The following is a 21,102-nucleotide window of genomic DNA, read 5'->3' as shown; positions in this document are numbered from 1 at the left end:
CGCTCAGGCGTCCTTGCCGCGCGTGCGCTTCTCGGTCGGCTCGGGGGAGTCTGGCGCGGGGCCCGTGGGCAGCGGCGGAGCCGTCGGAGGTAGGGGCGCCGTCATCTCCAGGCGCTCTCCTGTCTCGCGCGAGTCGGGCAGCGCGATGAGCGCCTGGAGCTGGAGGCTCACCGCGCGGAAGAAGCCGGTGAGCAGCTCGGGCCGGTCCGCGAGCAAATCCAAGAAGTCGCGCCGGTCGATGATGAGCACGCGGGTGTCCACCGCGGCCACCATGTCCGTGGGGCGCGGCGCACCGTCCAGCAGGCTCACCTCACCGAAGGCCTGCTTGCCCTGGAAGCGCAGCACGTGCTCGCCGTCGTGGAACGCGTCGATGGCGCCCTCGACGATGACGTAGAGCGCGTCACCCGGGTCGCCCTGCGCGTAGATGCGCTCACCCGCGCGGAAGGAGCCCTCGCGAGCCACCGCGGCGATGGCGGCGATGTCGTCCACGTCGCTCTGCGAGAAGACGCTCACGCCCTCCAGGGCGAACATCCGTTGGACAATCCGGTCGCTCAACTCACCCTCCTGCGGCAGCACATCCAGCCCATTCACCCGCGCGACGTGGCGAGCGCACGCGCGCAGCACCACGTCCTCGCTCTGCACCAGCGCCGCCAGCCTGCGCCACAGCCGCCCCGAGGCTCCGAGCGGCAACTCGCGGTGGTGCGCCTCCACCTGCTCCATCACCAGCTCGCGGTCCTCTTCCGAGAGCAGGTTCTCCAGCAGCTCCAGCGCCAGCGCGCGCCGCCGCGCATCCTGCCCCACCAGGTTGTAGTGGATGCCGCGCATGCGCTGCGACGAGTCCAGGAGCCCCAGCAGGAAGAACGACAGCTCGAGCGCCTGGTCCAGCCGGTCCCCCACCGCGCGAGTCAGCAGGGAGCCATCCCCGAGCGCCGCGCGCACGTCGCGGTAGGCGCCCACCAGCGCGCGGTACACGTCGCGTCGCCGGACCAGGGCCTCGCGCACGCGGTCCACGTCCACGGGGTGTTCGGGGTGCTCGTCCCGGAGCCGCGACAGCTGCGCGCCGATGCGGAAGTGCAGCGACGCATCGTCCCGCACGTTGGAGAACAACAGCGCGTCCAGCGCCGCCGGCGTGCCAATGCCGCGCAGCACGCGAGGCAGTTGAAGGCGCATCGCCAGGGGCGCCTTCTTGTTGTTGAGGTGCTCCTCCATCAGCGGAGTCACCACGTCGCCCAGCGCCACCAGCGCCTCGCGGGCCGTCTTGCGCTCCTCGCGCCAGGTCAGGAACGGCAACAGCCGGGGGGCCAGGTCCACATAGCCACCCTCCCCCACCGCGGCCAGCGTCACGCGGCGCACCGTGCTGTCGCCGTCATCGAGGTAGCGCGCCAGCGCGTCCGTGAAGCGCTGGTCCTGGAGCCTGCCCAGGAGCTTCGCCACCTCGCGTCGCTCCACCACGGGCGCGCCCTCGCCGCGAGCGATCAACTCCTGCAGCGACGCCAGCGCGACCGCGCTCCCCGTCGTCTTCACCAGCGCGCCAATCGCCGCGCACCGCAGCCCCACGTCCGGATGGTTGAGCAGCGCCGGCAAGAGCCGCTCGGCCCGCTCCGGAGACAGCCGCGCCAGGGCCCAGACGGCCTGGTCTCTCGGGCGGCGGGGTCCCTCCTCCACCAGTCGCTCCAGCACCGGCGCCAGCTCCCGCGCGTCCAGCTCCAGCGCCAGGGCCACGCCCCGCTCCAGCACCCGCTCGTGCGGGTGGCGCAAGAGCGCGGGCAGGTGCTGACGCAGCGGCACCTCGGCCTGCTCCATCAGGTCCACCGCGCGCAGCACCCGGTCCGGCGTGGGCGCGGACAGGGCCTCCGCCAAGAGGCGCTGCTCCTCCTCGCCATCCAGGGCGACTTCCTCGTCCTCGGCCGCGCCCACCTGTTCGCCCAGGGCCGCCACATACGCGGGCCTGAGTCGCACCAGCAGCAGCACGAGCCCCAGGCACATGCCCATCACCGCCAACGCCATGGTCGCGCCCGTGGCCGCGCGCCCCGCGCCGATGAGCAGCAGGCCGGCCACCACCACGCCGCTCTTTCGCAACAGCCCGTCCACCGCGACGCGCAGGCCCTCGCGTTGGTCATCCGGCACCGCCGCGTACAGCAACTGGATGCCCACCGGGAGGATGGAGTAGCTCACCGCCGTCTCCACCAGCCGCAGCAGGTGCACGGGCGCCAGGCTCGGCGTGACGAGCGTGGCCCCGGCGAGCGGCGCGAGCACCAGCGGCACCAGCGCCACGTAGCGCAAGAGCCCCAGCCGCCGCAGCAACGGCTGCGTCAGGAGCAGCTGGAAGGCGACGCAGAACATGCCGATCCACAGCTGGAGGGAGCCGAAGAGCGCCGTCAGCGCGTCCTCGCTCAGCGTGCCCTCCAGGCGCAGTCGGAACAGGTAGTCCACGAAGGACGACAGCACCGCGAAGGAGATGCCCAGCGCCGCGAGCACCTGCGCGTACGGGCTCTCCGCCAGGTAGCTGAACGCCATGAACGACGTGGGGGCCGGCCGGCCGCGCGGAGGCGGCGGAGGCACGCCGCGATACAGGTGGTGGAAGATGGCGCCCGCGGCCAGGAGGCCCAGCGCGCCACTCACGACGATGGCGGGAGTGCCCAGCCGCTCGGCCAGTCCCTGCACCAGCAGGCCGCCGACGATGCCGCCGCCCATGGCGAAGCCATTGAGCGCCGTGAAGGCCCGCCGGGCCTCGCGCGCGTCGAAGGCCGACGCCATGCGCGCCCAGAACCGGAAGGACACGAAGGTGGAGAAGGTGTCGGCGAACAGGTACAGCGCCAGCGCCGGGGTGCGCTGCCCCGCGGACAGCGCCGCCGCCAGCCCCAGCGCCACCACCCCACCCAGCCCCGTCAGCACGCCCGGCGAGTCCAACGGCGAGTTCGGCTTGAAGCGCGGCAGCACCGTCAGGGCGGCGGTGATGAGGGCCCCCAGGAGGTACAGGTAGGGCAACGCCTGCGACTCGAAGCGCGACAGCACCAGCGCGTTGGCCGCCGTCTTCAGCTGCGTCACCCCGGCGATGAGCGCGAACTGGAAGGCAGCCGCCGGCCACAGGCGACGGTTCCAAGATGAAGTGTCGGAGGGGGGCACGGATTCGCGAGGGGCGGGGAGGCTACCCCACCACCCCGACAACCATGATTAACACAGTCGCCCGTCTGCCCGCGCCCCCCATGGGAGCCCCTTGCCTGGTGCTCGGGCGGGCGCCTTGCGACAGGTATTCCGGGCTCAAAGGGGTACCGGGCTCCACGGCGTGGCTGGCTCCCGGGATCCACCGGGTGCCGAGCTCCAAGGTATCAGCGGGACATACCTGGAGCGACCTCGACGTCCCCCACGGGCCCGGGGACGCGGCTACAGTGCGCCGGTGACGATGGCCACCGACACGCTGCTGGACGGCACCCACACGGTGCTCACCCCGGAGTACGTGGAGTTCCGCTTCACCCTCGCGGGGCTGTACTCGCGCTTCCTGGCGTGGCTGCTCGACTCCATCATCGTCCTCACCATCAGCCTGGCGGTGATGATGGGGCTGGGCGTCGTCATGGCCGCATTTCCAGGCCTGGCCAGCGCGCTGGGCATCGTCGTCTATTTCCTGGTCGACTGGGGCTACGGCATCACCCTGGAGACGGCATGGAGCGGGCAGACGGTGGGCAAGCGCGCCCTCTCCCTGCGGGTCATCCAGGAGAGCGGAGTGCGCATCGGCTTCTACCACGCGGCCCTGCGCAACCTGGCCCGTCCGGTGGACCGGCTCCCCTTCTTCTACCTGGTGGGTGGGGTGGCGGCGCTCGTCTCCGGCTCACAGCAGCGGCTGGGGGACATGCTGGCCGGCACCATCGTCGTGCGCGAGCGGCGGCTGAAGGTGCCTTCCGCCATCAACGCCTCCGGCGAGGAGGGCCTCCTGGCCGACCCGCTCTTCGTCTCGCGCGTGAAGAAGCTGTCCACGGAGGAGCGGGAGCTGGTGCTCACCGCCGCCCTGCGCCGCGAGGAGCTCCGGATGGAGGCCCGGCTGCGGCTGTTCGCCGCGCTGGGCGCCCGGCTGCAGGACGCGCTGGCCATGGAGAAGCCGGACCACCTCTCCGACGAGAAGTGGACGTTGCTGGTGGCCGCCGCCCTGATACCCCCCAAGGCCGCGCGCGGCGCTCAACCACCGCGCGCCCGGGCCCTGGGCACGAGCCTCTAGAAGTACGCCGCCACACCCGCCGACAGCGTCAGCGACGTCTGCGTCTTCTCGTTCAACGCGATGTAGAAGTTGTACTGCGCCCGAACCCCCAGGCTCACCGAGTCCGACGTGAAGAAGTCCACGCCCACGTTGGGACCAATGCCCACGAAATTGCTCGTGCTGTCCTTGAAGACCACGAGGTAGCTGATGTCGGAGCCGACGTAGGGGCGGATGCTCTCCTCCAGCAGCAGGTAGCGCAGGCCCAGCGACGGGGCCAGGGCCACCACTCGCTTGTCGTTGGCTTTCGGGAAGGCGATCTTCGACAGGGACACCACCTCGAAGCCGTTCTCGATGTAGAGGCTGGCGTCGATGCCCACGAAGAACGCGTCGTCCAACCCCTTGGTGCGGTTGAAGTCCATGTAACCCAGCGACAGCCCAAGGCTGCGATTGGAGAACTGGGCGTGAGCCGGGGCGGCCCCAAGCAGGGCCAGGGTGAAGGTGAGAGTGCAGAGCAAGGTACGCATGGGCGTCCACTCTAACCGGTGCAACCCTCGGAAATCAGCCCGGATTCAGGCCCGCCCGGCCGTTGCACGGGAGGGGGGCGCTCTCCTACACTCGCCCGGCCATGCGTCTTGCCCGCCTTGCCTCCGCGCTATCCCTGGTCTTCACGCTCCCGCTCGCTGGCTGCCTCACCACGCCGCCGCCGCATGAGCGCGCGCTCATCAACAACGAGCTGTGCGCCCAGGAAATCAACAACGGTGACATGGTCCGCGCGGACGTCTATTGCGACCTGGGCCTGGAGTTCTCCCCCCAGTACGCGGACCTCTGGGCCAACAAGGGCCTCATCTCCATGGCCAACGGCAACAACGACGAGGCCAAGAAGCACTTCATCAAGGCGCTCCGCTACAACCAGGAACACCTCCAGTCCTACCAGAACCTCGGCGCCCTCTATAACCTGGAAGGCGCCTACGGAAAGGCGCACGACAACTTCCGCCGCGCCCTCAAGGTAAATCCGGATAACCTGGAAACACGATACAACCTGGCGTACACGCTGATGAAGATGCGCAAGTTCACGGAGGCCAAGAAGGAGCTGCGCACCCTGCTGGCCGTCAACCCGAACCTCGCGGCGGCGCACCACACGCTGGGCATCATCGCCTTCGCGGAGGACCAGTTCGAGGAGGCGGCGGAGGCCATGGGGCAGTCGGTGGCGTTGGACCCGAACAACCCCGACGCGTGGCATGACTACGGCAACACGCTGATGGAGCTGAGCCGCTACGCGGACGCGCGCGAGGCCTTCTCCAACTGCACCCAGCTCAACCCCAAGGCGACCAACTGCATCAACAACCTCGCCCTGGCGCAGCGCAAGGCGGCCCTGACGGACGCGGCCTTCAAGGAGGTCAAGGACACGCAGCAGGCGGAGAACTCGGCTCCGGCGCTCTTCATGCTGGCCCGCCAGTTCCGCGAGAAGGGCCTGTTGGCCGAGGAGGAGACCACCTACAAGAAGTGCGTGAAGCTGGAGGCGAAGTTCGCCCCCTGCCACTACGGACTCTTCGAGCTCTTCCAGGACGCCAACAAGCACGAGCACGCCGAAATCGCCTGCAAGAACTTCCTGAAGTACGCGACGTCGGAAGAGTTCCCCACCGAGTATCAGTCGTGCGAGAAGTACCTGAGCAACGCGACGTTCTGATGCCCCGCCGGTTCCCGCAGGTACCACCCCCTCGATGAGCGTCCGTCTCACCGTCACGCAGCGCAGCGAGGCCGGAGCCAAGGGCACCGAGCTCGTCCTCGACGATTCGGTCATCACCCTGGGGCGGGAGAAGTCCTGCCAGGTGGTGCTCGCCCAGCAGGCGGTGTCGCGCAACCACGCCCGCATCGTCCAGGAGGGCAACCTCTTCTTCCTCGAGGACCTGGGCAGCGCGTACGGCACGCAGATCAACGGCAAGCCGCTGCCCAAGGGCGAGAAGCGCCTGTTGCGCAACGGCGACGTCATCGCCATCGCCCAGTACGACGTGAAGTACGAGCGGATGACGGAGCTCAACGGCGACGTCAACTCGGAGAAGACGTCCTTCATTGCCCGAGGCAACCTGAAGGACGTGATGCGGGGGCTGTCCAGCGCCGAGGAGCGCTACCTGCGCATCATGAACGGCCCGCGCGAGGGCGAGCGCATCGAGGTCGCCGACGCGAAGGAGCTCGTCATCGGTCGTGACGAGAAGGAGGCGGACATCGTCCTCAAGGACGACCTCACCTCTCGCAAGCACGCCAAGATTCGCCGCGACTGGTCCGGCACCCACGTCGAGGACCTGGGCAGCCGCAACGGCATCAAGGTCAACAAGAAGCGCGTCAATCGCAAGGCGCTCAAGGACAACGACGAGTTGGAGGTCGGCGGCACCCGCTTCCTCTACGTGGACCCGAGCGAGCCCGCCGAGGAGCAGGTCCAGCTCGCCACGGACATCAAGAAGGCCCCGCCCCCCTCGCCCCAGCGCCCCGCGCGCAAGGAAGCGAAGCCTGCTCCGGAGCCGGAACCCGAGCCCGCGCCTCCCGAACCGGAGCCCGCTCCTCCCGAGCCCGAGCCCGAGCCGGAACCCGAGCCCCTGCCGCCCGAGCCGGAGGAGCCCATCCAGCCCTCCGCCGAGACGGCCCTCCCCGACGAGGCGCGGGGCGGAGTCATGGCCGCGCTCAAGGACAAGCAGAAGCTCGTCCCGCTCGTCGTCATGGGCGTGGTGGGGCTGGTGTTCCTGGTGCTGCTCATCGCCGTGGTGGCGGGCGCCTGAGAGGCGTGGGCAGGGAGCGCCCGGGTGAAGGCGCCCCTCGCTGCCCCAGCCCCTCGGTGAGCCGTTACTTCTTGGGCGAGGACGCCGGGCGTCCCTTGCCCTTGATCTGCTCCGCCTGTGTCTTGAGGGCGAGCAGCGTGGTCCGTGCGCGCTGGGTGGAGCGCTTCTTGAGCGACGGATCCAACTCAATCGCGCGGCTCAGGTCCTTGAGCCCCTCGGGGATGTTGCCCCGGCGCAAGAGCAGCTCACCACGGCCCACCAGCGCGTCCCCGTTGGAGGCATCCACCGCGAGCGCTCGTTGGTAGGCGTCAAACGCCTCGTCGGTGCGCTCCAGCGTCAGATACGTGGCGCCCAGCTGCGTGAGGAAGGCGGGCTCCTTGGGTGAGGCGGCCACCAGGCCCTGGAAGATATCCAGGGCCAGGCGGGTGCGGCCGGCCTGCAGCATCTTGTGGCCTGCGGCCGCGTAGCCGAAGAGCCGCTCGCGCGTCATCCCGAGGAACTGACCCAACTGGAGCTCACCCTTGATGAGCTTCTCCGTCAGGGCCTTTGGAATCCGCACGTTCGACGGGTCGCCACTCTCCGGTCTACCGCTCACGGCCACCTCGCGAGGGGCCCCGGGAGGGCCCCTCTACCTACGGGTCAAGGTCAGAAGAAGATGTTCCGAGGCTTGACCATATCATTCAGCGAGTTGATCTCATCCAGGGCCTTGAAGAGCTTGGTGACCGACGTGAAGCGGTCGTCCAGGGGCTGCTCCTCCTCGGACTGCTTGGGCTTGCCCAGCTCCGCGATGGCGCGGTTGACCTGGTCGTTGATCTTCTTCATCAGCTGGTCGCGCTCGGCGGACACATCCGACTTGGACGCGTCCTTCTTGTCCGCGGCGGGCTCGGGCAGGAGCGTCAGCAGCGACGGGGTCTCCTTGTACTCGAACTCCAGGTCCTTGCCGTGCTTGAAGGTGGCGCCGCCACCGTCGTCGCCCACGACTTCCTTGTTCTGGTTGGCCCAGTCGTCGGAGTTCTTGCCCATGACGAGCAAGTCCCGGCTGTTGTTCTTGAACGTGTCGTCCCACTGGAAGGCGACCTGCGTCTCGTAGCCGTCCTTCTTCAGCTCGCTGACCTTGCCCTTGCCCTTGTCGATGTCAGTGACTTCGATGTGGTCGGCGCCGTTGGTGATGTTCAGCTTGCCCGTCACCGTCATGCCCGCGTTGCCCCAGGGCACGGTGGTGCAGCCGATCTCCGTGCCGTCCGGCAACTGGAACGTGGTGTTGCGCTTGAAGTCGAACTTGCCGCCGTCGCTCTCGTCGACGTGCGGGTCACCCCAGATGCGGGTGCTCTTGCCGTCCGGGCCGGAGATCTTCCACTCGAACTGGCCCAGCTGCTCAATCTTGTAGCCGCCCGGGGTGGTGATGGTGCCCTTGTCGTCCACCTTCAGCTTGTCCGGCGGGCGGAACGTGTCGGCGGTGATGACCGGCTTCTCCGTCGGGAACGCGCCACCGGTGCCCGCGCTGGAGGCCGTGTCGCCAGGACGGGGGGCCCCGGCCGCGAACGAGTTCTCGTTGAGCTGGTTCAGCGCCTTCACAGCGGACTCGATGTCCGCGAAGGCGCTCTCCACCGTCTTCTCGATGAGGCCGAGGTTCTTCGTCAGCTCCGTATCGCTCAGCCCGACCTTCGTGCTGCCGGTGCTGGTGGTACGGGGAGCGTTGCCAGCCTGGTTGACACTCGTCATGACTTCCTCCCGAATCTCGGGGAATCCCACGCTTGAAAGCGCACATTCCCGCCGTGCTTTCATTCTCGACGGCCTGAGTCGGAAGTTGCGTTGAAACGCGAGGTTTCCGATCAGGACGGCGACGGGTCGGTGGTGACCGACCCTGGGTCATCGTGACTACCGGGTGGAGATGCGCGCCACGGGCTGGATGTTCAGCTCGGGCGACAGCTCCTGGTAGCTGAGGACGGAGAACGAGGGGTTGAACTCGTACTCCAGCAGCTTGCGGACGTAGCGCCGGATATCCATGGCGGTGAGGATGACGGGGCGCTGGGCGCTGGGCGGCAGGTGGCCGCACTCGGAGCGGACGGCCTGGACGATTTCCTGCGCCAATTCCGGCTCCAGCGCCAGGTGCGCGCCCGCGGAGGTCCGCTTGATGGAGCCTCGGATGGCCTCCTCGATGTTCGGATCCAACAGGTACACGACGAGGGTGCCGCTGCCGCGCGCGTACTTGTGGGAGATGTAGCGGCGCTGCGAGGCGCGGACGTGCTCGGTGAGCATGACGTTGTCCGCCTCCACCTGCCCGTACTCCGCCAGGGCCTGGAGGATGCCGCGCAAGTCACGGATGGAGATCTCCTCCTCCACGAGGCGCTGGAGGATGTCGGTCAACTTCAGCACGTTGACGACCTTGGGGATGACCTCCTTGACGATGGCGGGGAAGGCCTTCTCCAACTGCTCCAGCATCGTCTGCGTCTCCTGCACGCCGACGAACTCCCGCGCGTTGCGCCGCAGCACCGCGGCCACGTGCAGGATGATGTAGCCGGGCACGTCCCACGTCGTCAGGCCCGCGGCCTCCAAGGTCTCCCGGTGCTGCTCGGGCACCCACGCGGCCGGCTGGCGGGTGGCGGGGTTGATGGCCTCGAAGCCCTGGATGTTCATCAGGCGCAGGCGGTCCACCGTGTCGTTGACGAGCACGTGGCCCAGCGTGGCCTGGCCCGTGACGACGGGCACCTCGTTGATCTGCACCTGGTAGGCGCCCGGTGGCAGCGACGAGTTGCCGCGCGCGCGCACGCCCGGGAAGCGCACACCGAGCTCGATGAAGAGGCCGTCGCGCATGAACGGGATGAGCTCGAAGAGGAACTTCCCGCTGTCCTGGCGCGAGTCCACGTACGGCACCAGCGCGTCGGAGACCTCCAGGACGATGGGCGTGACGACGGGGATGAAGAGCTCGGAGTCCGGATTCATCGGCTCCTTGGGCGCGGGCTCCGACGACATCGGCGTGCCCAGGTCCGACTCCATGGCCGGACCGGCCTCCTCCACCATCTCCGATTCCTTCTTCTTCTTGAGCATCGTCCACGCGCCGAAGCCCGCGCCGCCGCCCAGGAGGAAGAAGGGAATCTTCGGCAGACCCGGGACGAGGCCGAGGACGATGAGCATGCCCGCGGCGATGGCGATGGCCTTCGGGTACGCGGTGAGCTGCGTGCCGATGTCCTTGCCCAGGTGGGCCCCCTCCTCCTCGCCGCCCACGCGCGTCACGATGATGCCGGCGCAGGTGGAGACGAGGATGGCGGGAATCATGCCGACGAGGCCGTCACCGATGGTGAGCAGCGTGTACTTCTGCGCGGCGTCCGCGGCCGACATCCCCTTCTGCGTCACGCCGATGATGAGGCCACCGACGATGTTGACGACGGTGATGATGATGCTGGCGATGGCGTCGCCCTTCACGAACTTCATGGCGCCGTCCATGGCGCCGAAGAGCTGGCTCTCCCGCTCCAAATCCCGGCGCTTCTTCTTGCCCTGGTCCTGGTCGATGGAGCCCGCGCGCAGGTCCGCGTCGATGGACATCTGCTTGCCCGGCATCGCGTCCAGGGTGAAGCGCGCGGCCACTTCGGCGACGCGCTCCGAGCCCTTGGAGATGACGATGAAGTTCACGATGACGAGGATGAGGAAGAGGATGGCGCCGACGACGAAGTTGCCCTGCACCACGAAGTTGCCGAACGCCACCACCACTTCTCCCGGGTCACCGGTGAGGAGGATGAGGCGGGTGGTGGAGATGGTCAGTGACAGCCGGAACATCGTGGTGATGAGCAGCAGTGTCGGGAACACCGACAGATGCAGCGCCGCTGGCACGTAGAGGGACACCAGGAGCAGCACCACCGAGATGCTGATGTTCAGCGTCAGCAGCACGTCCAGCAGCAGCGTGGGCAGCGGGACGATCATCATCCCGACGATGCACACCACGACGACCGCGAGGACGATGTCGGAGTACTTGGAGAGGAAGCTGTTCGGATTGGAGGCGGACATCAGCGGGGAGCCATCCTAGTCCGCGCCCGGCCCCGGGCCCAAGGGGGGCCTCACGAGCCGGGCGGGGTGTCCGTCGGAAGAGACGAAGGGAGCGCTTAACGCCCGTCCGGACCGGAGTCGCGCTCGGAAGCCCCCTGGGCCTCCTCCACGCTCTCCAGGGCCGCGGCCGCCAGCATGCGCGCCCGCGCGCTCAGCGGGTCCTTGCCCTCGGGGTCCAGGGACACCGCATGGTTGAAGTCGTGGGCGGCTTCCATCACCTTGCCCTGGCGCAGGTGGACCTCGCCCCGGTTGACGAACGGCGTCAGGTCCGTGGCGTCCAGCTCGATGGCCCGGTTGAAGTGGGCCTCCGCCTGGTCCAGGTTCTCCAGCGCCAGGTGGCAGGCGCCGAGCGCGGTCTGGAAGTAGGCCTCGGAGCCATCCATGGCGGCGAGTTGCTCGAAGACGGCCAGGGACTCCTGGAACCGGCCGTCTTGAAACAGGTCGAAGCCCTGAGTGGCCCGCTCGAGCAGCTCCGGGCCGGACAGCGGCTTCCCATCATTGTTGGAGACCGGCGCCTTGGCTTGGGTCGTCGTCATCTGGACTCATTCCCGGGGCGAATATGGAGGCGGCCTGGAGTCTAGCCCGCCTCCAGCGAGCCCACCAGTCAGGGGACACCGAGAAGCCACTACTCGTCGAAGCCGTCACGCGTCTTCTGCAACTGCTTCTTCAGGCTGGCGATGGCCATGTCCACGCCCTTCTGGGCCACCACCGCGCTGAACATCTGCTTCTTGAAGCTGTCGTCGACGTGCTTGTCGATGTCCTTCAGGGACGCGTTGGGGTTCTGCTTCAGGTAGCTGGCGATCTCCCCATCCATCTTCTTGGCGATGGTCTCCGACACGGAGTCGTCGAAGAAGCCGAGGAACGGCTTGTTCTCCAGGATCTTGTCCGTGCCCAGGGCGCTCGCGTAGTTGTCGCGGTCCGTCCCGGTCAGCTTGCTCTCGTCCTTCTTGCGGATGCCGTCCATGGTGGCCGCCTGCCTGGCCCGCTCCGCGGCCGGATCCGAAGGCGCCTGGGTGGAAGACTCCGACGCGGTCTTCTGCGTCGAGGAGGTGTAGCGGGGACCGCCATTGACGGGAGCGACCATGGATTTCTCCAAAAGGGTGGGGTTGAAGGAATTCTCGCGGGGGGGCGCGGAAAGTTTCGGACAGACGCACACGGCGTGTCCACCGGCGTCCGGAAATGAACCGGCCCCGCAGCAGCTCCAAGAGCTGTTGCGAGGCCAGGGTGCTGCGAACCGCGCTGAAACGATTAGCGCATGTTGCCGATGATGGAGCTCTGCATCTTCTCGATGGCCTTCATCGAGGTGGAGATGAGCTCGACCAGCTTCGCCTCGCGCTGCATCTGCTCCTGCGCGCGGAGGAAGGGCTGCTGATCCGCCGGGGCCGCCGCGATCATGTCGTTGGAGGCCTTGGAACCAGCCAGGATGCTGCTCGCAGCGGCGTTGAAGTTGGCAGAGACAGTCATGTTCGTTCTCCTGAGATTAATTCGTGGGTGCTGCGTGGCGAAGTGCAGCGGCGGCTACAAAAAGATTATCGGGGGAGGGGCTCGGAAGTTTCCTGCGAATTATCCGGGATCATTTCCGGCATTTTCGCGAGGCCCGGGTCCCTCCGGGAAACGGGCCTAACCCTTCAATTTTCCAAGGCTCGGGTTCTTCATCCAGGCCTTGAAGGACTCGAGCTGCTGCTGCTCCTTCTTGGGATCCGCGGGCGGCGGCGGGCTGGCCTCCGGGTCCAGGGACAGGGAGCGCTTGTTGGAAGCGCTCTCGAAGCCGTCCTTGGCGGCGGGGGCCCCCGAGGTGCGGGCCGGGGCCGCGGGGGCCGGGGCCGCGGGAGCCTGCGCGCTCGGAGGAGTGAACGCGAGCTTCGCGTGCATCTCCGGGTTCGCCTCCTTGACGGCGTTCTGGATGGTCATCCCGTAGGTGCTCAGGCGCTCCGACAGGTACGAAACCACCATGCCCAGCGTGGGGGGCACGGGGAGGATGGGGTCGGCCATGAAGCGCTGGAGGGCGCCGGACACGTCGCCATAGAGCCTCTCGTCGAACGGGGTGCCCGGGGTCGTGGAGGCCACCAGCATCTTCATCGTCCGAACCACCTGGAGGAAGGTGCCCTGGGCCGTCTTGGACTGCGACTCCAGCTCCGCCAGCAACTTGTCGCGCTTCTCCACCAGCTCCGAGGGCTCCGGAGGCAGCGCGCCCATCTTCGCCTTCTGCGTGCTCATTGACTGACTCCACCTCTCCACAAAGAGGGGTTGGGGTTTATTGAGACGAGCCTAACAGACTGTTCCGGGCTCACCTACCCGGCGTCCGGCCAGAACCGGACGCTGGGACGGGCCTGGATCAACGCCGCTGGAGCGCGGTGAGCATGGCGCCCGCCTTGCGCACCACCGGATCATCCTGCGGCGCCATTGCCGCAGCGCGTCGGAGGTCATCCAGGGCCTGCTGCTTCTGGCCCAGGGCGAGCTTCACCTCGGCGCGGCCGACATAGACGGAGGCATCCTGGGGGGACAGCTTGGCGGCGACGTCGAAGGCGGCCAGGGCGCCGGTGCCGTTGCCCGCGGCCATCTCCACCACGCCCAGCGCCTTGGCGAAGTAGCCGTCCGTGGGGTTCACGGCGTACAGGCCCTGGAAGAGCGTGCGGGCCTCGTTGATGCGGCCCTGGTAGAAGAAGAAGTACGCCGTCTTGGCGATGGCGTAGAGCTCGTCGTTGGAATAGCCGCGCACCTCGCGCAGCGTGGCCTTGCCATCCGCCCAACGCTGGAGCCGGGCCGCGAGCTGGGCCTCGTCCTGAGGATCCTCCGGCATGCGCTAGTAACCTTCGTCCTTCTGCTCGGCCCACATGCGCCGGATGATCTCCTTGGTCTCCTCGTTCACCTGGTCCACCAGGGTGAGCATGGAGGACTCCCGCTGGAGCAGCGCCTTGAGGCGCTCCAGGCGGTCCGGGGACGCGTTGATGCGCGACAGTCCCCGGTCCATCAGGTGGCGGGACTCGTCGCTCCCCCGCCCCGCCACGCTGGCCAGGTGGGGCCGGTCGCTGAAGCCCTCCAGGTCCGCGTCATGCCCGCCGGGATGGGGCGGCAGGGGCAGGCGCAGCTCCTCCGACGAGTGCGCGGGACCGATGAAGTCCAGCAGCGCCGTGGAGGCGAGCGCGGGGTTCTTGGGGTTGCCCGTCTTGCGCAGCTTCTTGCGGTCGACCTGGGACGGGTCGACCAGCCGCTCACGGACGCTGCGGGGTCCCCCCCAGGGCCACAGGGGTGCCTTGGGAGGCTGATTGTTGATTCTGGCCATCGTGAACTCCGAAGCTCACTCCAGGAAGGGGGGGGCCGTCCAGCCCCCCTCCCCTACCGCCCTCCGGCGGCCGCGTGTTCGCGCTGGATTTCGTAGATGAAGTTGAGGACCTCGGCGACGGCGTCGTAGAGCTCCTCCGGCACTTCCTGCCCCACCTCCACCCGGTACAGGGCGTTGGCCAGGGGCACGTTGCGCATGATGGGGATGTTGTGCTCCTTGGCGATGGCGCGAATCTTCTCCGCCTTCAGCCGCAGCCCCTTGGCCACCACGCGCGGCGCGGTGTCCTTCTCCTTGTCGTACTTCAGCGCGATGGCGATTTCGGCTTCGTCACTCATGGGACGCTCCGCGAACTCGTGCCGATGATAACCGCTCCCGGGGCGCTCATGCGCGGGCCGCCGGGGTGGGGCCGCCGTTCTTCAGGTCGTAGACGAAGTTGAGGACCTCCGCGACGGCGTCGTAGAGCTCCTCGGGCACCTCGTGGCCCACCTCCACCCGCAGGAGCGCGTGGGCCAGGGGCACGTTGCGCAGCGTGGGGACGTCCTCTTCCCGGGCGATGCCCTTGATGCGCTCGGCCTTGTGGTCCAGGCCCTTGGCCAGCACCCGGGGCGCGCCGTCCTTCTCCCGGTCGTACTTGAGCGCGACGGCGACGTGGTCCGGGTTGGTGACGATGACGTCCGCGTCCCGCACGGCCTCCATCTGCTGTCCCTCCATGATCTCCTGGTGGAACTCCTTGCGCTTGGCCTTGTGGTGCGGGTCGCCTTCGCTCTCCTTGTACTCCTTCTTCACCTCGTCCTTGGACATCATCATGTCCTTCATGAAGGACTTGCGCTGCCACCAGATGTCGAAGATGGCGAAGAGCACGAAGAGCAGCGCGACGCGGGTGGCCACGCGCGTCACCAGCTCTCCCATGATGGTCATGATGACGCGCGTGTCCTGGCGGATGGTCTCCATCACCATGGGCATCGCGTCGCGCACCACGCCGTAGACGACGTTGGCGGTGATGGAGATCTTGATGAGGTTCTTGAGCAGCTCCACCAGCGACTTCTTGCTGAACATGTTCTTCAAGCCGGCCAGCGGGTTGAGCTTGTCCAGCTTGGGCATCAGCGGATCCAGCGTGAACAGGGAGCCCACCTGCAGGAACTCCATCAGCCCGCCAATCAGCGCGCCGCCCGCGAGCACCGGCAGCGTCACCAGGAGCAGCGTGCGAATCCCCAGGTAGATCAGCTGCGAGGTGGCATCCCCCAGGTCATCACCCCGGGCCAGATGGTCGAAGCTGAACATGAAGAGGCTGGAGATCTCCTTCTCCAGGTTGTCCCAGGTCGCCTTCACGGCGGCGAGCCCCACGACGAGCACGGCCACGCCGCTCATGTCCTTGCTCTTCCAGATCTGCCCCTTCTTGCGAGAGTCGTCGAGCTTCTTCTGCGACGGCTCTTCTGTCTTGTCTCCACTCTCGTCGGACATGGGCGCGCGTTCCCGGGAGGAGGCTCAGGCCAGCAGCCGCAGGGCGTCGGTGAGCACCCGCAGCATGTGGGCCAGCTCGACCTGCATGCGCGACAGCAGCGCCCCCAGCACCAGGAAGGTGATGAGCACGCCGACGAGCGGCTTGATGGCCATGGAGATGAAGAACACCTGGATTTGCGGCGCCACGCGGTTGATGGCGCCCAGCGCCACGTCCGTGAGGAAGGTGGCGCACAGCGCGGGCGCGGCCAGGGCCAGGCCCACCTTCATCATGTCGGCGAAGACGCGCACCAGCACGTCGAAGAAGGTCCACGAGCCATGGCTGAAGCGCGGGAAGCCATCCAGCGGCACCGTGGCCAGGCTGTCCGCCAGGGCGCGGATGACCACGTGGTGCCCGTCCAGGGTGAGGAACAGCACCACCGAGAGCTGCACCTTGAGGTTGGAGAAGAGGGAGACCTGCTGCCCGAGCTGCGGGACGTAGAGCTGGGCGTTGTTGCTGCCCGCCATGGTGTCCGTGACGGTGCCGGCGATGCGCGCCGCCTCGAAGGCGCTGTTGATGATGAACGCCATGCAGAACCCGATGAAGACCTCCTTCGCCATCAGCGCGATGTAGGGCAGCGCCGTCAGGGGGATGGTCGTCACGGTGTGCGCGATGGAGGGATAGAGCACGATGGCCAGCGTCAGCCCGATGCCCATCTTCATCTCCGTGGGCACCACTTCACCGCCGAGGAACGGGCTGAAGATGAGCACCGGCATCACCCGGCACATGAGCAGGGCGACCGTGAAGATGGCGGCGGAGAAGTTGGTCCGAGCGGCCAGCTCGGACACGAGGTCCGCGGCGTTCATTTGATGAGGGCGGGGAACCGGTCGAAGACGTGGAAGGTGAAGCGCAAGAGCTGGCTTCCAATCCACGGCCCCGTCATGGCCAGCACGCCGAAGACGATGATGACCTTGGGCGCGAAGGTGAGCGTCTGCTCCTGGATCTGCGTGGTGGCCTGGAACAGGGAGATGATGAAGCCGACGATGAGGCTCATCAACACCGGTGGGGCCGACACCACGAGCACCAGGAACAGCGCCTCCTGGGTGATGACCGTGAGCTGGTTCATGGGGTGCCTTCTTCCTACAGGTAGCCGACGACCAGGCCCTTGGCGATGAGGTACCAGCCATCCACGAGGACGAACAGGAGCAGCTTGAAGGGCATGGAGATGGTGGTGGGCGACAGCATGTGCATGCCCAGCGCGAGCAGGATGTTGGCCACCACCATGTCGATGACGATGAAGGGGACGAAGAGCAGGAAGCCAATCTGGAAGGCCTCCTTCAGCTCCGACACCACGAAGGCCGGGATGATGACCATGAAGTCCTTGCTGTCCACCGAGTCCCGGTCCTCGCCCTGGCGCATCTTCTTGGCCAGGTTGTAGAAGAGCGAGCGGTCCTTCAGCGTCACCTTCTTCATCAGCCACTCGCGCAGCGGCTCCTTGGCGCGGTCCGCTCCTTCGAGGAGTGAGCCCACCTTCGCCGAGGAGAACGCGCCGGCCCCCGAGGAGTCCCAGACGTTGAGCTCCGAGGCCCGGTACATCGTCATGCCCACGGGGGTCATGATGTAGACGGTGAGGATGACGGCCAGCCCGGTAATCACCTGGGTGGGAGGAATCTGCTGGGTGCCGAGCGCCGAGCGGACGATGGAGAGCACCACCGAAATCTTCACGAAGCTCGTCACCATCATCAGCGCGAAGGGCACCAGGCCCATGGCCGCGAGCGCGAGGATGAGGATGAGCGGCCGCGACGTGAAGGTGTCGGCGCTCACCGCCTCGTTGGCGACGGAGTCGGGGATGTTGCCGGGGCGCTTCTTCTGCGCGAGGGCGATGAAGGGATGCAGCGACACCGCGGCCGCGAAGAGCCAGGGCGTGACGCGCGGGAGCAGGGAGCGGGCAGGAGTCTGGACGTTCACGGGACAGGTGCCATCAAGCGCCGGGGGGCTGGGACGACGAGCCCCCGGAGCGGCGGGAAAGGAGCTTCTGAAGGAAAGGGCTCAGGGGAACCACGTTCGTCTGCGGGCGCTGCGCGCGGATGCGCTCCACCGCCTCCAAATCCAGCTTCGACAGCAGCTGCAGGCCCGCCTCGCCTCCGCCCAGGAGCAGGTACTCGTCCGCGGCCTTCACCACGAAGAGCACGCGCTTGGGGTCCAGCGTCAGACGCTCCACCACGGAGACGACGGTCTGCTTGCCGGGCGCGGTCCCCTGCAGGCCCATCAGCCGGCGCAAGCCCACGTTCAGCGTGAGGTAGATGGACGCCACCACCGCGCCCAGCACGAGCAGCGTGCGGATGAGCATCCATCCCATGCTCTCCGGCTCGGCCTCCGCCTCGGTCGCCGTCGCGGCGGCATCAATGGAGGGGTCCTCCCAGCGCGGCTCCTCTTCCGGAGCCTTCTGACGCGTCGCGGTGGGGGTCTCCGGCGCGAGGGTGGGTTCCGGAACGACCGACTCTGAAGCCTTCGAGGCACCGTCAGCCGGGGTGGGGAGGACCGTGGCGCTCGGAGTGACGGGGGGCGCGGCCTTCCCGGCGCCGTCCGCCGAGGCGCCCGGAGCCGACTTCTGGGCCCCATCCGCCGAAGCGGGAACGACGGCGGGCGCCGACTTCTCGGCCCGGTCCGTCCTGGGAGCCGCGGCGCCTGGCGCCGACTTCTCGGCCGGGTCCTTCGCGAGGGGAGCGGTGGCGCTCGGAGCCGACTTCTCGGCCCGGTCCGTCGCGGCGGGAGTGGTGGGGGCCGACTTCTGTGCCCCGTTCGCCGAGGCGGGAGGGACAGGCGCGGCCGTGGCGCTCGGCACGGGCGTGGCGGGCGACTGGGCCAGCACGGTGCAGGACGCGAGCAGCAGCGCGGCGCCCAGAGCGCGGCGCATGAGGGGGGTGCGGAGGACTGCCATGGATGGGGGCGAGGCTAGTTCAAAGGCCGGAGGACCGCCACGGGCCCCCGTCCGGCAGCCCGCTCCCGCCCGCTTGCTTCCGTCTCGGATGAAGACCTCAGCTCGCCAGGGTGGTGACACGCACGCCGAGCTGGCCTTCCATCTCCACCAGCTCACCCCGGGCCACCACCTTGCCGTTGATGGACAGCTCCACCGGCTCGCCAGGCCCACGGCTCAGCTCGATGACCTGCCCGGCCCGCATGCCCACCACCTGCTCCGCGGTGACCGGGATGCGCGCCAGCTCCACGGCGATCTGCAGCGGTACGTCTCCGAGCAGGTCGCTTCCGTCCGGCTTGTTCACGTCGTCCAAGGGCGCCCCTTCAAGCTCCGGAGGAACGTCCAGCTCCGGATTGGTGAAGTCCTCTTCCTGCTCCCGCCCCCCACCCTCCTCGGTGGCCGAGCGCGGGTTCCCCGACTCCCCGGGGATGATTCCTGTGATTCGGGCCTTGTAGCGCCCGTCGTCGACGAAGACCTCGGCCTCCGCGTGTCCCGCACGGCCCGCGCCCACGCGCAGCTGCGCCGTGCCGGATTCGCCCCGGTCCGGCCGCGCCGACAGCACGTCCACCAGGACGACGTCCTTGACGCGCAGGCTCGCCAGGTCGCTGGTCGTCAGTTCCGCGGTGCCAATCTCCGCCCGCAGCCAGCCGCGCACCGCCGAAAGCCGGCTCGCATGCGCCGCCAGGTCCGCCTTCGCGAGGGCGCGCCGCTGGGCGCTCGCCACCGCGGGCTCCGCCGCCTCCAATACCGCCGAGGGCACCACCAGCCGCACCATGCCGCCATGCGGCCCCAGCGTGGCGTTCAGGTGGACGGTCAGCATGGGCCCGTCATCTCCCAGGCGCGCGGACACCTCGTCCACGCCGCGGGCGACTCCGTCCAGCCTCGGGCGAGGCACCCCGGCCTGCATCGCGGGCACCAGCACCCGCAGCACTTCCAGGATGACGTAGCCCATCACCCCTTCCTCGATATCCGTCAGCGGGCGCAGGCCCACCGTCTCACCCGCGCCGCCCAGCAGCAGGTCCACCGCGGTGTGGGCCAGCGACAGCTCCACCTCCAGCACCGCCCTGCCCTGCAGCGCGCCCGGCGCCAGCACCGCGAGGAACGTCGGGTCCCCCAGGAACCGGCGCAGCTCCGCCATGGGCCGCACCTGCACGGACTCCAGGGACAGGCGCACCTCCGCGTCGAACAGGCCCTTGAGCCGCGCCGACACCGCACCAAGCGTCCCCGCGTTCGGCGTCAGCCAGCGCAGCCGCTCCGCCAGCAGCCCCTGCGCCCGGGACACCTTCTCCAGCCCCTTGAAGGTGAAGGGCCGCCAGGCGCTCCGGTCGACCCGCTCCGGACGCTCGTTTCGCTCGGGACGCTCGACCTTCTCGGCGCGCTCCACCTTCTCCGGACGCTCGGTCTTCTCCGGCGGCGGACGCACCGGCTTGAGCTGGCGGAGGTCCACCAGCATCGTCCGCTCATGCACGCCGGGGCCTTCGTCCTCCGGCTCCAGGCTCATGTCTTCGCCTCGAAGCGTACCGTCTCGAGCTTCAGGCCACGGCCACCCAGCGCGGTGCGCAGCCCCTCGCTCTGCTCCTCGAGCATCTTCAGCACGTCACGGTTGGTGCCGCTGAAGGTGGCGGAGATCTTCCCGTTCTTCGCGCTGACCTTGATGGACAGGCCGCTGAGCACGTCGCCGCGCAAATCAATCTGGAACTCGGCGAGGCCCGCGGCGTTGGTGCCCACGCGCACGCGGTCGACAATCTTCTGGGCAATCTCGCTGGCCATGGCGCGCAGCCGCTCGGAGCCCGCGGTGTCCTTGGGCTTGGCCACCGGCACCGGCGCCATCAGCGCGGGGTTGAACCGGAACCCCGGCCCCATCTCCGTGCCGCCGCCGCCTTCCTTCTTGTCCTTGCCCCCGCCGCCGCTGCCCTTGCCGCCGCCCGCGTCGGCCTCCGCCCGGATGAGCGCGCCCTTCTCCGAGCTGACCTGCCCCAGCGCGGACTCGGCCTTGCTCATGTCCTTGTCGCGCCCCTCGGAGGTGCGCTTGTCCTCCTTGGAGTCCGCGGCGCGAGAGCCGGAGCGAGCCTCGGTGGCCCCGCTGTCCGGCCGGCGCTGCGTCTGCGCCAGACCCGCCGGGTTGCCACCCAGTTGAGGCTGCTGGGCCTGCTCCCCGAAGGTCTTCCCCTGCTGCGTGGCCTTGGCCAGGATCTGCTTGGCGAACGCGCCCGGCGTCTGCGGCGTGGGCGCGGGGGCCGTCGCCTGAGGCTGGGCCTGGGGCTGCATCAGCTTCTGGAAGGTGCTGGCCCCCTCCGTCCGCTTCTTCGCCTGGCCCTCGGCGAGCTTCTTCTCCAGCATGATGCGCTCGGCCAGGCGCGCTGTTTCACGGTCGTCGTCGACTCGGCTCATGACATCGTTCCC

The 21,102-nt window shown here is 68.3% G+C and carries 22 protein-coding genes; 3 read left to right on the top strand and 19 right to left on the bottom strand.

Features of this window, described 5'->3' with window-relative positions; all coding sequences use genetic code 11:
- Window positions 1-3: 3 nt before the first annotated feature.
- Window positions 4-3,126, bottom strand: coding sequence for a cyclic nucleotide-binding domain-containing protein (locus G4D83_RS28390; RefSeq protein ID WP_163867979.1), 3,123 nt, complete (start codon window positions 3,124-3,126; stop codon window positions 4-6).
- A 277-nt stretch (window positions 3,127-3,403) separates the two neighbouring features.
- Here G4D83_RS28390 and G4D83_RS28385 point away from each other — a divergent pair, with 277 nt between their 5' ends.
- Window positions 3,404-4,210, top strand: a complete 807-nt coding sequence (locus tag G4D83_RS28385; protein ID WP_163867978.1) for an RDD family protein — start codon at window positions 3,404-3,406, stop codon at window positions 4,208-4,210.
- Here G4D83_RS28385 and G4D83_RS28380 read toward each other — a convergent pair.
- Window positions 4,207-4,713 (bottom strand): outer membrane beta-barrel protein, encoded by a 507-nt coding sequence (locus tag G4D83_RS28380; RefSeq protein ID WP_163867977.1) that lies wholly within the window; start codon window positions 4,711-4,713, stop codon window positions 4,207-4,209. The two genes, G4D83_RS28385 and G4D83_RS28380, sit on opposite strands and share 4 nt — an antisense overlap.
- A gap of 101 nt (window positions 4,714-4,814) precedes the next feature.
- Between G4D83_RS28380 and G4D83_RS28375 the strand changes: the two genes are divergently transcribed.
- Together G4D83_RS28375 and G4D83_RS28370 are read left to right on the top strand one after the other, a co-directional pair.
- A complete protein-coding gene (locus tag G4D83_RS28375; protein WP_176438082.1) occupies window positions 4,815-5,876 on the top strand; it encodes a tetratricopeptide repeat protein in 1,062 nt (353 codons plus the stop codon).
- Between the two features lie 34 nt (window positions 5,877-5,910).
- Entirely contained in the window at window positions 5,911-6,960 is a 1,050-nt protein-coding gene (locus tag G4D83_RS28370; RefSeq protein WP_163867976.1) for an FHA domain-containing protein, read from the top strand.
- A gap of 64 nt (window positions 6,961-7,024) precedes the next feature.
- On the opposite strand, the gene G4D83_RS28365 is transcribed toward G4D83_RS28370, so the two are convergent.
- From G4D83_RS28365 to G4D83_RS28285, 17 genes are all read right to left on the bottom strand, one after another.
- On the bottom strand, window positions 7,025-7,555 hold the full coding sequence (locus G4D83_RS28365) for a tetratricopeptide repeat protein (protein WP_240356700.1): 531 nt from the start codon (window positions 7,553-7,555) through the stop codon (window positions 7,025-7,027).
- Between the two features lie 50 nt (window positions 7,556-7,605).
- The gene (locus tag G4D83_RS28360; protein WP_163867975.1) at window positions 7,606-8,682 is read right to left on the bottom strand and encodes a DUF1521 domain-containing protein; all 1,077 of its coding nucleotides are present in this window, start codon (window positions 8,680-8,682) and stop codon (window positions 7,606-7,608) included.
- A gap of 156 nt (window positions 8,683-8,838) precedes the next feature.
- Window positions 8,839-10,962, bottom strand: coding sequence for a type III secretion system export apparatus subunit SctV (gene sctV, locus G4D83_RS28355; RefSeq protein WP_163867974.1), 2,124 nt, complete (start codon window positions 10,960-10,962; stop codon window positions 8,839-8,841).
- A 95-nt stretch (window positions 10,963-11,057) separates the two neighbouring features.
- Window positions 11,058-11,537, bottom strand: a complete 480-nt coding sequence (locus G4D83_RS28350; protein ID WP_163867973.1) for a tetratricopeptide repeat protein — start codon at window positions 11,535-11,537, stop codon at window positions 11,058-11,060.
- A gap of 89 nt (window positions 11,538-11,626) precedes the next feature.
- Window positions 11,627-12,085 (bottom strand): hypothetical protein, encoded by a 459-nt coding sequence (locus G4D83_RS28345; RefSeq protein WP_163867972.1) that lies wholly within the window; start codon window positions 12,083-12,085, stop codon window positions 11,627-11,629.
- Between the two features lie 164 nt (window positions 12,086-12,249).
- Complete coding sequence (locus tag G4D83_RS28340) at window positions 12,250-12,465, bottom strand: hypothetical protein (protein ID WP_163867971.1); 216 nt, start codon at window positions 12,463-12,465, stop codon at window positions 12,250-12,252.
- A gap of 156 nt (window positions 12,466-12,621) precedes the next feature.
- The gene (locus G4D83_RS28335) at window positions 12,622-13,218 is read right to left on the bottom strand and encodes a hypothetical protein (RefSeq protein ID WP_163867970.1); all 597 of its coding nucleotides are present in this window, start codon (window positions 13,216-13,218) and stop codon (window positions 12,622-12,624) included.
- Window positions 13,219-13,336: 118 nt separating this feature from the next.
- Entirely contained in the window at window positions 13,337-13,801 is a 465-nt protein-coding gene (locus tag G4D83_RS28330) for a SycD/LcrH family type III secretion system chaperone (protein WP_163867969.1), read from the bottom strand.
- Window positions 13,802-13,804: 3 nt separating this feature from the next.
- Complete coding sequence (locus G4D83_RS28325; protein ID WP_163867968.1) at window positions 13,805-14,284, bottom strand: hypothetical protein; 480 nt, start codon at window positions 14,282-14,284, stop codon at window positions 13,805-13,807.
- Between the two features lie 53 nt (window positions 14,285-14,337).
- Window positions 14,338-14,619 (bottom strand): EscU/YscU/HrcU family type III secretion system export apparatus switch protein, encoded by a 282-nt coding sequence (locus G4D83_RS28320; RefSeq protein WP_163867967.1) that lies wholly within the window; start codon window positions 14,617-14,619, stop codon window positions 14,338-14,340.
- Window positions 14,620-14,665: 46 nt separating this feature from the next.
- The gene (sctU, locus tag G4D83_RS28315; RefSeq protein WP_163867966.1) at window positions 14,666-15,745 is read right to left on the bottom strand and encodes a type III secretion system export apparatus subunit SctU; all 1,080 of its coding nucleotides are present in this window, start codon (window positions 15,743-15,745) and stop codon (window positions 14,666-14,668) included.
- Between the two features lie 24 nt (window positions 15,746-15,769).
- Window positions 15,770-16,588, bottom strand: a complete 819-nt coding sequence (locus tag G4D83_RS28310; RefSeq protein ID WP_163867965.1) for a flagellar biosynthetic protein FliR — start codon at window positions 16,586-16,588, stop codon at window positions 15,770-15,772.
- Window positions 16,585-16,848 (bottom strand): flagellar biosynthesis protein FliQ, encoded by a 264-nt coding sequence (gene fliQ / locus G4D83_RS28305; RefSeq protein ID WP_163867964.1) that lies wholly within the window; start codon window positions 16,846-16,848, stop codon window positions 16,585-16,587. The genes G4D83_RS28310 and fliQ overlap by 4 nt, the downstream gene beginning before the upstream one ends.
- 14 nt (window positions 16,849-16,862) lie before the next feature.
- Window positions 16,863-17,690 carry a type III secretion system export apparatus subunit SctR gene (sctR, locus tag G4D83_RS28300; RefSeq protein WP_163867963.1) on the bottom strand — a complete coding sequence of 276 codons (828 nt, stop codon included), beginning with the start codon at window positions 17,688-17,690 and terminating at the stop codon, window positions 16,863-16,865.
- 13 nt (window positions 17,691-17,703) lie between these two features.
- Complete coding sequence (locus G4D83_RS46430; RefSeq protein WP_240356698.1) at window positions 17,704-18,639, bottom strand: flagellar biosynthetic protein FliO; 936 nt, start codon at window positions 18,637-18,639, stop codon at window positions 17,704-17,706.
- Window positions 18,640-18,760: 121 nt separating this feature from the next.
- On the bottom strand, window positions 18,761-20,200 hold the full coding sequence (gene sctQ, locus G4D83_RS28290; RefSeq protein ID WP_163867962.1) for a type III secretion system cytoplasmic ring protein SctQ: 1,440 nt from the start codon (window positions 20,198-20,200) through the stop codon (window positions 18,761-18,763).
- Window positions 20,197-21,090, bottom strand: a complete 894-nt coding sequence (locus G4D83_RS28285) for a flagellar hook-length control protein FliK (protein WP_163867961.1) — start codon at window positions 21,088-21,090, stop codon at window positions 20,197-20,199. The genes sctQ and G4D83_RS28285 overlap by 4 nt, the downstream gene beginning before the upstream one ends.
- Between the last annotated feature and the right edge of the window lie 12 nt (window positions 21,091-21,102).

It is taken from the genome of Myxococcus eversor (genome assembly GCF_010894455.1).
GTDB classification, from domain to species: Bacteria; Myxococcota; Myxococcia; order Myxococcales; family Myxococcaceae; genus Myxococcus; species Myxococcus eversor.
The sequence above is the reverse complement of the archived record's forward strand: the minus strand, read 5'-3'. Positions and strand labels throughout refer to the sequence as shown.